Here is a 10836-nt window from a genome sequence, read left to right on the forward strand (position 1 = left end):
GTGCTAGCATTGAAGATTTTAGAACAACTAGATCAAGGATTAATCGTATCGTGCCAAGCATTAGAAGGAGAGCCATTGCACAGTTCATTCATTATGGGACGAATGGCCATTGCTGCTAAAGAAGGTGGAGCAGTAGGGATTAGGGCAAACTCTGTTGAGGACATAGTGGAAATTAAGAAAAATGTTGACTTACCGGTTATTGGAATTATCAAGAAAATCTACAGTGATCATGATGTATTCATTACCCCTACGATGGCAGAAGTAGATGCGTTAATGACAACTGGTGTTGAGATCATTGCCCTTGACGCAACGTTCAGAAAGAGACCAGATGGAAAGAATTTAAATGAGTTCTATAGTGAAATAAGAGAGAAATATCCTAATGTCCTACTTATGGCAGATGTCTCTAGTGTACAAGAAGGTAAAAATGCTGACGAGCTTGGGTTCGACATTGTTGCCCCTACTCTCTATGGATATACAGAAGATACGATGGGGAAGAAAATTTACCAAAATGACTATCAAATTATTAAGGACCTAGTAAAAACTGTCAAGAAGGCAAAAGTGTTGGCGGAAGGAAATGTATCTACCCCTCAGATTGCCCGGGCGATAATCGACATGAATGTGCATGCAGTAGTGGTAGGTGGAGCGATCACAAGACCACAGTTAATCACGGAAACATTTACAGACGCTTTAAAATAAATCTATATCGTAAATTAACATACGGAATCATGCCGGAAAATGGCATGATTCTTTTTATTTCTATATTTATTGACAAGTTGCAAAAGGTATTTAATGATATGAAATAACTTAAAATAAAGGCAAAATTAAATCGTTAGAATGGGTGAATCTTTTATGAAGTACCTTGGAAAAAACTTAATGAACAGCATTGAAATGAGTCTAGAAACATTTACTCAAACGGAAGTGGAGTTAGCTCAGTACATACTAAAGTACCCAGAGGAAGCAAGCAGACTGTCCATCAGCCAGATCGCCAAAAAGCTTCATTTGTCGCCAGCAACCATCACCCGCTTTAGCCAGAAGCTTTCTTTTTCCGGTTTCAACGAATTCAAGCATGAGTTGAAAAGATATGTCGATCTTAATAGGGTTCCAAGTGAACATACAGATATTAAACAGATGGAACATTTTGCAAAGCTTTACCACAATTATCAGGATATCATCGACAATACTTTCAGGGTAACAGAGTATAAACGTATTCAAAGAGCTGTAGAGTTATTAAATGAAGCACGAAAAATTCAAATATATGGCCTTGGTAGTTCAGGGATAGCAGCTCATGAGTTTCAAGTGAAATTTTTTAGAGTTGGACTGCCAGTTGAAGCTATTACAGACCCGCATCTGGCTGTCATGAATGCAGCTTTATGTGGGGAAGATAGCGTGATAATAGGAATTTCCATCTCTGGAGAAACGAACGAAGTTATTCGTGCGGTCAAAGTGGCTAAAAGACAAGGAGCGAAGGTTATAGTTTTTACAGGAACAAAGGGGTCAACATTATCTCAGGTAGGAGACATATCACTTCAAGTGGCAAGTAAAAACAATATGTATCTGGGTCAGAATATCTCTCCTCTGCTCCCGCTTTTATTGCTTTTTGATTTACTATACACTGAATTGGTATCCAATGACTATAAGAACAGATTACAGTTGCGTGAAAATACCTTGAAAGCATTGTTTGACAGGGATTAAACGGTGTGTGGGTTACAATACGAAAAGTGACCATCATCAATACTTTTTTACTAATCGTAAAATAAGTGTACACATAATTCACATTATATTTTTCAACCTGCTAAGTATTTCCGCAAATCCCAAATCGCCTGAAGGTGCATTCCTTCGTGAAAAATGGTCCTAATCAATACTTGTTCAATTGTATGGATTCCCATTTCAGTAGGAGGGAATTCTTCTTCTAAACGGTTCCCGTAAGCTTGCTTTAATCGTGCAGGTTGCTGTTTAAGTAAGGTTTTTAATTCTTCAAATGATGGAGTATCTGCGGTGAAATCTTTTGGGAAGGTTCCAAATCCAAACCAAGAGTGGAATGGTTCAGGAACATTAGCATCTTCTTTTGTTATGGCTTGGATCCATAAAAATTGATCTAAAAAGATGTGCCCAAGATTCCAGCGAATATTGTTATGGAAACCATTTGGAATAATCTCAGCTTCCTCGGAAGTAACATCTTCTACTGCAGCTAATACCTCGCTTCGATAAGTCTCAATTTGCTTAAATAAAACTTCATGACGTTTTTTCGTAATATCTCCCTCCCATGTAATGGAAGTTATTCGTTAAACTAATGTTTTTCTCCTGCTAAACCTTATAATTAATGAAAAAGCTACTTATGAACTTGAAAAAAAGTTCCAAGAACTGCAATGATCATCTATATATGGCTGTTTTAGTAAACATGGTTGTTATTTGAAAAGGTTATGTTCTTAAAAAATAGCAATATTTTAGAAAACAGCCAAATATAAAAGATGTTTTCCGAGTTTCTTTTATATAATGAAGTTGTGGTTCAAGACACTAATGTTTAGTTAAAACTTCTGTGCTTTTGTATTATAAATAACCCTTAATTTTGGTTTAGTATTCATTTGTTTCGTATAGAAGCTATGAAGCAGCATTCCTATAACAATAATAAGTAATCCACCCCATGCAATACCACTTGGCAAAGGACTTGAAAAAAGGAACACTTCACCAATGATTACAAATAAAACTTGGGTTGATTGTGTTGCTTCAACAGATGCTAGCTTTCCTTGATGATGCTGCACTCGATCCGTTGCTATGAAAAATAAAGTAGTGGCAATAATCCCTGAACAGATAGCGACAATAAACGATTGGGAAATTTGCTCTGAAGAAGGAGTTCCAACCTCAATGAAACCATATACACTAAGAACCAGCCAGAATGGGAGACTTGCTAATGTCATACCGAAGACACGTTGAAAGGTATCCAGCCTCCCATCACAAACTTCCATCATTTTTCGGTTGCCCAGCGGATAAGCAAAGGCGGCAATAACAACTGGCAGAACCCCAATCATGATCTCATTTATAGTTAAACTATCAGCTTTTTGCAGTTGAATTAGTACAACACCAAATAATATAAAGATGGAAATGTAAAGGGATTTTAAAGGGATTTTTTGTCTTACCTTCACTTGACCATTTTTTGAATAGATCGTTTTGAAAAATAGAGGCCCTAATAAAGTTCCTGCGACAATCGTCATTTGCCATGTTCCCGCAACCAACCAACCTGGTCCATAGGCAGCCGCATAAGTAATGGGAGCGTAAAATAATACAAAACCAACAAAACTCCAACAAAACCACTGAAATGGTTGTTTCATAATTTCGGTTATGACTTGTTTTAGATTTTTCCGAAATAGTACAATTAAAAATAAAAACGGAATCATAAAGATGAATCTCAGGGATGAACTCCATATCCAACTCCCTCCAGAGAGTTCCATCGACCGGTTTAAAATAAAGGTGACCGCAAAGAACATTGAGGCTAATATACCAATAGCTATTTCTTTCATGTGTTCCACCTTCCATTTCTAGGTAAAGTATAATATATCAAACGATTACTATATTATACTTTACTATTCGGAAAATTACTACAAAATAATGAAGGAGATTGACTTTCATGGACCGTGATGCTGAAAAGTTTGCTAAACAAGTAGGGGAAGCTCTACGGAAAATCAGGCAAGAAAGAGGAATGAGCCTACAAGGATTAGCTGATATAACTGATGTGAGTAAATTAACATTAGGGAATATTGAGAGAGGAGAAGCCAATCCATCACTTGCTGTCATTTGGAAAATCGCGAATGGTTTATCCATTCCGATCTCCGTTTTACTAAATGAACATCAGGAGGTGATCGTTTCTCGAAAGAACAAAGGAAATAAAATTGTAAGTGCTAATCAGGCTTGTTCATTGGAACCAATGTTTGATGCTTCCCATTATGGCTCGATTGAGATCCACAGGGCTTTTCTAGAACCAAACAGCGAATATTCTCCAGGGGCTCATCAGTTAGGGGTTGTAGAGTATGTAACGGTCATGTCAGGAGAATTAAAAGTTAAGATCCAAGATGATTATTATCACCTATCTGAATTTGATTCTATAAAGTTTAATGCTGACAGAGAGCATTCGTATATAAATCCTTCATCGTCTATAACGGTATTACACTTTGTTATGTCCTATAACAATGCTTAAACCTAATCATTTTCTTATAGAAAGGAAAGAATTTTCAATTTAGGAACTATTTAAGAGAAAGGTTTTGAACGTCATTTTTCAATATAGCTTTGTAGCCACGTTCCTAGTGCAGGGCCTATGGACCCGTTTTTGGATTGAGGGGTGAAAGGCAATGAATTCATGGGTATTTTATACAGGATTCATTTCTTTTTTGTTAAGAAATTGACCAAGCCCGACAACGAATTTTAGTAAGAGTAAATATGAACAAATTTCAACATTCCTCTAAATAGTATTTTCATAGATATGAAACAATGGTAATTTAGAAAACATGAATTTAAATGATTTTTACAAACCCTAATAAATGAATTTCTGCTAAATCGCTTTATGTTCACGTTTGTGATAAATGGATGAAAATACCTTTTATCAATAAATCCTTATATGAAAAGGTCTCTATCACTCTCTCAAGGATTTACAAAAAAATGTAACACCAATGTAAAGAAAATCTGCTATAATAGGCAATGTTGATTTACAAAAACTAAACAAATTTTTAATAAAAGGAATGAAGTACATGAACTTCTTAAAAACAAATGTTAAGAAGATGTTCAGTGGTGAGCTGTCATTCTTCTTTTTAATTGTGACATTATTTTGGTTAAAAACTTATACAGTTTATATAATTGAGTTTGACTTGGGAATTCAAAGTGTTTTTCAACACTTTTTATTATTTATTAATCCAATAAGTTCAGCGTTACTCGCTTTTGGGTTTGCATTATTGTTTAAAGGACGTATGCGGAATATAGCCTTTGTTGTTATTAACCTTTTGATGTCCTTTTTATTATATGCAAATGTCGTTTATTATCGATTCTTTAATGACTTTATTACGATCCCGGTAATCTTCCAGGCGAAAACAAATGGAGGAATGGGAAGCAGTGCGCTTGAATTAATGAATCCATTAGATATTTTCTATTTCGCTGATACTATTGTAATTATTGGATTCATCGTTTTGAAAAAAGTAAAGATTCAAGAAAAGCTCCGTTTCCGTTCTGTCATGGCGGTAATGGCTTCAGCGGTTCTTATATTCTTAATTAATTTAGGTCTTGCCAATATTGATCGACCTGAGTTATTAACTCGTAGCTTTGACCGTAACTATTTAGTGAAATATTTAGGAACGTATAATTTTACAGTATATGACGCGATTCAGAACTCAAAAACGACAGCAAAACGTGCAATGGCAGATAGCAGTGAAATTGCAGAAATTCAAAACTATGTAAAAGCCAATAATCTTGATGCTAATCCGGAATATTTCGGGAAGGCAAAAGGAATGAATGTTATTTATGTTTCAATGGAATCTCTTCAATCGTTTGTTATTGGTAAAGAAATTGATGGAAAAGAAGTGACGCCATTCCTAAATTCATTAGTGGAGAAAGAAGGGGCGTACTATTTCGATAATTTCTTCCACCAAACTGGGCAAGGGAAAACATCTGATGCAGAATTTATAATGGAGAACTCTTTATATCCACTGCCACAAGGAGCTGTGTCTATGACACATGCAGGAAACACTTATCAATCAGCTCCTGCTATTTTGAAATCTAGAGGGTATACTTCAGCTGCATTCCATGGTAACTACAAGACATTCTGGAATCGTTCTGTTATGTATAAATCTTATGGATATGATAAATTCTACGATGCAACTTACTATAATATGGACAATCAAGAAGATTTAGTGGCATATGGGCTAAAAGATAAACCATTCTTTAAAGAATCAATCCCGATGCTTGAAGACCTTCCACAGCCTTTTTATACTAAATTCCTTACCTTATCAAATCACTTTCCATTTGATAAGCACGAAAATGATACCGATTTTCCACAAGGGGACACAGGCGATGGCGTAGTGGATCGTTATTTCCAAACGGCTCACTATATGGATCAGGCATTAGAGGACTTCTTCAATGATCTTAAAGAATCAGGGTTATATGACAATACTGTAATTGTCATGTACGGTGATCATTATGGTATCTCAGAAAACCATAATAAAGCTATGTCTAAAGTAATGGGGAAAGAAATTACTGAGTTTGAAAATGCTCAGCTACAACGTGTACCTTTGTTTATTCATGTTCCAGGTATGGAAGGTGGAGTAAATCATACGTATAGCGGGCAAGTTGATGTTCGTCCAACACTGATGAACTTATTAGGTGTAAAAACAAATGACTATATCCATTTTGGTCAAGACTTGTTTGCGAAGGACCGTAAAGAGATTGTACCTTTCCGAAATGGAGATGTTATGTCAGAAGAGTACTCAAGCATTCAAGGGGTTTGTTATGATAATGAAACAGGAGAGCCAATAGCAGAATCTGAAGCTAATAAGTGTAAAGAAGTATCTAAAGATGCTCAGAAACAATTAGAGCTTTCAGATAAAGTGGTCTATGAAGATTTACTACGCTTCCATGATCCGAAAGGCTATACACCGATTGACCCTAATGATTATCAATATAACAATCCAAATCCAAAGAACTCAGAGAACGAAAAAGATCAAGAAGCTAATGTGCAGTAATAAAGTGTTTCTTAAGAGGTTAGCCACTGGCTAACCTCTTTTATTTATTGATAAGAAATTTTGAGTGTAGACGAAGCTTTTTTTAGGAGAGGGAGATGAGGATCTACTGTGGTCATTTAAAATAGTGAAATAGACCCTTTTCCATAAAAAGGGATTATGGTTAGCTTGTTAATGAAATAATTCATTTGGATGGTGAGCAAGACATGATAGAAATGCAAGGAGAGGGATTAAAATTTTCGAATCAGCTAGCTGGTTATGCGAAAGCTTTCCATGTCGGTTTAATATCCGTACTAAGTATTGTTACAGTAGGATGCATAGGTTTATTACTCTATTTATTATTTTTTCATTTTAGTTCAGGACTACCTTTCTTACTTTTGATTCCTTTATTAATATTTGGGTTTATGGCTGTACTTACTTATAAAAATTACCGGCAGTATTTAAGGTATAAAATAATAAATGAATTAAATAATGAAGGTTATTATACATTCTTTAAGGATTTTAAATCAGGTGAAGAAAAAGAAGACTTGATTCCATATGAACAAATGGAAAAGATCATCATCGGAAAAACATCAAGATATACACTTAATAACCGAAAGGATTTTAAAACACTTTACATTGTAGGAGTAAATATTATTTTTGTATGGAAAAAGGAAGGGAGTTATCAATTTAAAACATTTGGCATAGAGAACCAATATGATTTGGATCAATGGATTGAACAATTTCAAAAGCATAATGTAAAAATAGTAGTAACAGAGAAAAATATCAGATATGTCCCTGAAGCATTATATAAAGAGGTTTTTCTTGATAGTAAAGTAGATCTGCAACCGTTTCAGAAGCAATTAGAAATAGGTCATACTACATATCAGAAAATGGAACTGTTTATATCACAAAAAGAGATGAAAAACATTGCTGAAAATATGAAAAGGCTATCTTAAACCGAAGAGTCTAGAGCCCAACATCTATATTATAGATGTTGGGCTCTAGACTATTTTGGTACTGCCTCTTCATATTTTAATGGAGTCTTATTACAAGCTCTCAATCTCCACCACATCAACACCCTCAATGAGTGAAACGGTATAATACACATCTGTAGTACTTCTGCGATAATCAACCGTAACCTTAAGTACAAGTAAATGCTGATCACTCTCTTTAATGTCTTTAATACGAACATTTTTAATGGCTATCTTTTCATCCTTAATACAGTTAATCACTTTTTCAATATTTTTTTTCTCACTGATTGTTGTCTTTAACAGAATTTCTTTCTCCCTTAATCTTCTGGGACCAATATAAGTAATGACAATCGGTAAAATTTCTACCGCCACAATTAGAAAAATAACACCTGCTGTGGCTTCCATATAAAAACCTGCCCCAACAGCAATTCCAATTCCGGCTGCTCCCCAGATCATTGCAGCAGTTGTGAGTCCTGAAATACTGTCATTCCCTCTTCGTAAAATAACACCTGCCCCTAAGAAACCGATCCCTGATACAATTTGAGCTGCCAAACGCAATGGATCCATTGTAATATTCACATCTTTATCACCTGGAAAAAGATAGGCAGATTCAATAGAAACAATCGTTAATAAGCAACTAACGATCGATATGACAAGTGATGTTTTGAGTCCAACGGGCTTTCTTTTTAATTCTCGTTCAAGCCCGATTACTAATCCTAATATTGCTGAAATCCCTAGCTTAATTAATATTTCTGTATCTATATACCCCATCCATGACTCTCCCTTCATCCGTCGAACGCTAAGATTTTCTTATAGCAAATCATAACAGAAATCGCTAGAATAGTTTTATTAAAAGGCTTTCTTTGTAGAGATTGTTGTTTTTGGGAATACCGTTGAAAGTCGAGCCTCCTCGACGTTTCCTCTGCATCCCGCAGGAGTCAAGTGCCTTCCGCTCCAATCCACACTGCGTTTTCAATGTTGTTAAAAGCAACAAACTTTTTGAAAAGAGCCTATTAAAATATTTAAATAAGGTTTTAGCCAATATTATTAATAAAGGGGAATGAAATATGCAAGAAACAAAGGTAAATCCCTATTTAGTATTAGCAATTGGAGTCATCTCTGTATCTACATCGGCCATTTTAGTAAAGGTTTCCAATTCAGAAGCGGGAGTACTAGCATTTTACCGTTTATTTTTTACCATTATCATCATGACTCCACTCTTCTTACTAAAATACCTTCATGAGCTTAAGCTAATTACAAAATCTGATTGGGTTTATTCTATTATTGCAGGGGTTTTTTTAGCATTCCACTTCATCCTGTGGTTTGAATCCCTTAATTATACTTCTGTAGCCAGTTCAACTGTATTGGTTACATTGCAGCCACTATTTGCCTTTATAGGTACGTATTTATTTTTCAAAGAAACTTTTTCGGCTAAGGCAGTTTTATCTGGGATACTGGCTATTATCGGTAGCGTTGTCATTAGTTGGGGTGACTTTCAAGTAAGTGGACAGGCTTTATTTGGTGATATCCTAGCACTACTAGCTTGTGCACTTGTAACTGGCTACCTTTTGTTTGGCCAAACAGTGAGAAGAAGGCTTTCTTTAGTCACTTACACCTATCTTGTGTATGCCATTTCATCAATCATCCTACTATTATATGTAGTGCTCAAGGGAGAAAGCTTAGGACCATTTCCAATGGAAGAGTGGGTCTATTTCATCCTCCTTGCCATCATCCCGACATTACTGGGACATACATTATTTAACTGGTCATTAAAATGGCTAAGTACATCTACGATTTCAATGGCCATCTTATTTGAACCCATTGGTGCTTCTTTGTTAGCTTATTATCTTCTTTCTGAATCTATCACATGGACACAAATTATAGGAGGAAGTATTATTATATCGGGTGTATCTATTTTTCTTCTGGAGGAGAGAAGAGGAAGAAGAATTTATAAGCAGCAAATAAAGGAAGCCAACTAAGATGAATGTGATAATAAGGAAAGCGGAAAAACAAGACGCACCAATGGTTGCAAGAGTTCATGTTGAGAGCTGGCGAACTACGTATAGCTCCATCTTGACAAAAGAGTATTTGAATAGTCTTAATGAAAAAGATAAATGTGAATTATGGAACAGAGTGCTCTCTGAAAATCACTATACCTTTATTGCTGAAACAGAAGACAATAAAGTAATTGGATTCGCTTCATTTGGAAAAGAAAGAAGCGGAGATTATTGTGGTGAGCTTTTTGCCATTTATATATTGAAAGAATATCATGGACAAAGAATTGGAACTCGCTTATTTCAATCAGGTGTAGAAGCCTTAATGAAAGTGGGCTTTAAGGATGTCTTCGTATGGGTAATAGCTGAAAACCCATCTCGGTATTTTTATTCTTCTCTTAACGGTGAGAAAGTAAAAAATGAAAAGGTAAAGATCGATAACTTGTTAGTGGATGAAGAGGGGTATCTTTGGAATAATCTTCAGAAGTTGAATGAACAATTAAGTAGGATTGTGTAATTAAAAGAGGCTGTCTGTAATTTCTGGGACAGCCTCTTTCGCTTTATATAAATAAATAGGTAAAACCTGAAAATACGAAGGCCATCATAATAGAAAAAATAAAAGTAATGCCTCCATCCACCTTTTGATCAGATTCACTTATTCTTATTCCTTCAATATAAGCATAAGAAAACAGATATAAAGCCATTAAAATCGAAATGATGAGTGCGAAGTCTACAAGCATTAAGTTATATCCCCTTTCACATATACTTCTTCTTAATATATATGAAGAGTCACTGTAATCATTCTATATAATACGGTAATTTAAAGTAAAAATGAAAAAGTTTTAAAAAAACTATTGCAACAGTATTATTATCGTGATATATTATTAAACGTCGCCACTGAGCAACAACATAATTTGGAATAGATACTTAAAATATCCTTTAAAAAATTGTTGACTTAAATAGCGACATATGATAAATTAGAAAAGTCGCTTCAAACGGAGCGAACACATTGAACCTTGAAAACTGAACAAGACAAAACGTCAACGTTAATTCTAAAAAAGATTTACAACGTAAGAACATAGTTCTTACACAAATGAGCAAGTCAAACTTCTATCGGAGAGTTTGATCCTGGCTCAGGACGAACGCTGGCGGCGTGCCTAATACATGCAAGTCGAG

General features: G+C 35.2%; 11 protein-coding genes and 1 rRNA gene. 8 read left to right on the forward strand and 4 right to left on the reverse strand.

The window, feature by feature from the left end:
• The first annotated feature begins 9 nt into the window (after positions 1-9).
• Positions 10-696 carry an N-acetylmannosamine-6-phosphate 2-epimerase gene (locus JOC86_RS13770; protein ID WP_239587556.1) on the forward strand — a complete coding sequence of 229 codons (687 nt, stop codon included), beginning with the start codon at positions 10-12 and terminating at the stop codon, positions 694-696.
• Between the two features lie 153 nt (positions 697-849).
• Complete coding sequence (locus tag JOC86_RS13775) at positions 850-1692, forward strand: MurR/RpiR family transcriptional regulator (RefSeq protein ID WP_205173432.1); 843 nt, start codon at positions 850-852, stop codon at positions 1690-1692.
• Between the two features lie 92 nt (positions 1693-1784).
• Here JOC86_RS13775 and JOC86_RS13780 read toward each other — a convergent pair whose 3' ends face one another.
• Both JOC86_RS13780 and JOC86_RS13785 read right to left on the reverse strand, forming a co-directional pair.
• Positions 1785-2279 (reverse strand): DinB family protein, encoded by a 495-nt coding sequence (locus JOC86_RS13780; protein WP_338021760.1) that lies wholly within the window; start codon positions 2277-2279, stop codon positions 1785-1787.
• A 246-nt stretch (positions 2280-2525) separates the two neighbouring features.
• Positions 2526-3515, reverse strand: a complete 990-nt coding sequence (locus JOC86_RS13785) for a DMT family transporter (RefSeq protein WP_205173434.1) — start codon at positions 3513-3515, stop codon at positions 2526-2528.
• A gap of 107 nt (positions 3516-3622) precedes the next feature.
• Here JOC86_RS13785 and JOC86_RS13790 point away from each other — a divergent pair, with 107 nt between their 5' ends.
• From JOC86_RS13790 to JOC86_RS13800, 3 genes are all read left to right on the forward strand, one after another.
• Positions 3623-4189 (forward strand): helix-turn-helix domain-containing protein, encoded by a 567-nt coding sequence (locus JOC86_RS13790; protein ID WP_205173436.1) that lies wholly within the window; start codon positions 3623-3625, stop codon positions 4187-4189.
• Positions 4190-4736: 547 nt separating this feature from the next.
• Complete coding sequence (ltaS, locus tag JOC86_RS13795; protein ID WP_205173438.1) at positions 4737-6716, forward strand: lipoteichoic acid synthase; 1980 nt, start codon at positions 4737-4739, stop codon at positions 6714-6716.
• Positions 6717-6919: 203 nt separating this feature from the next.
• The gene (locus JOC86_RS13800; RefSeq protein WP_205173440.1) at positions 6920-7651 is read left to right on the forward strand and encodes a hypothetical protein; all 732 of its coding nucleotides are present in this window, start codon (positions 6920-6922) and stop codon (positions 7649-7651) included.
• 90 nt (positions 7652-7741) lie between these two features.
• Here the strand turns inward: JOC86_RS13800 and JOC86_RS13805 are convergent, their stop codons facing one another.
• The gene (locus JOC86_RS13805; RefSeq protein WP_205173442.1) at positions 7742-8437 is read right to left on the reverse strand and encodes an MgtC/SapB family protein; all 696 of its coding nucleotides are present in this window, start codon (positions 8435-8437) and stop codon (positions 7742-7744) included.
• A gap of 296 nt (positions 8438-8733) precedes the next feature.
• Between JOC86_RS13805 and JOC86_RS13810 the strand changes: the two genes are divergently transcribed.
• Entirely contained in the window at positions 8734-9645 is a 912-nt protein-coding gene (locus JOC86_RS13810) for a DMT family transporter (protein ID WP_205173443.1), read from the forward strand.
• 1 nt (position 9646) lies between these two features.
• The gene (locus JOC86_RS13815; RefSeq protein WP_205173444.1) at positions 9647-10177 is read left to right on the forward strand and encodes a GNAT family N-acetyltransferase; all 531 of its coding nucleotides are present in this window, start codon (positions 9647-9649) and stop codon (positions 10175-10177) included.
• Between the two features lie 43 nt (positions 10178-10220).
• On the opposite strand, the gene JOC86_RS13820 is transcribed toward JOC86_RS13815, so the two are convergent.
• Positions 10221-10400 (reverse strand): hypothetical protein, encoded by a 180-nt coding sequence (locus tag JOC86_RS13820; RefSeq protein ID WP_205173445.1) that lies wholly within the window; start codon positions 10398-10400, stop codon positions 10221-10223.
• A 370-nt stretch (positions 10401-10770) separates the two neighbouring features.
• On the opposite strand from JOC86_RS13820, the gene JOC86_RS13825 reads away from it, so the two are divergent.
• Positions 10771-10836, forward strand: a 16S ribosomal RNA gene (locus JOC86_RS13825); the annotation flags it as partial.

Source organism: Rossellomorea pakistanensis (genome assembly GCF_016908495.1).
In the GTDB taxonomy this organism is placed as follows: Bacteria; Bacillota; Bacilli; order Bacillales; family Bacillaceae_B; genus Rossellomorea; species Rossellomorea pakistanensis.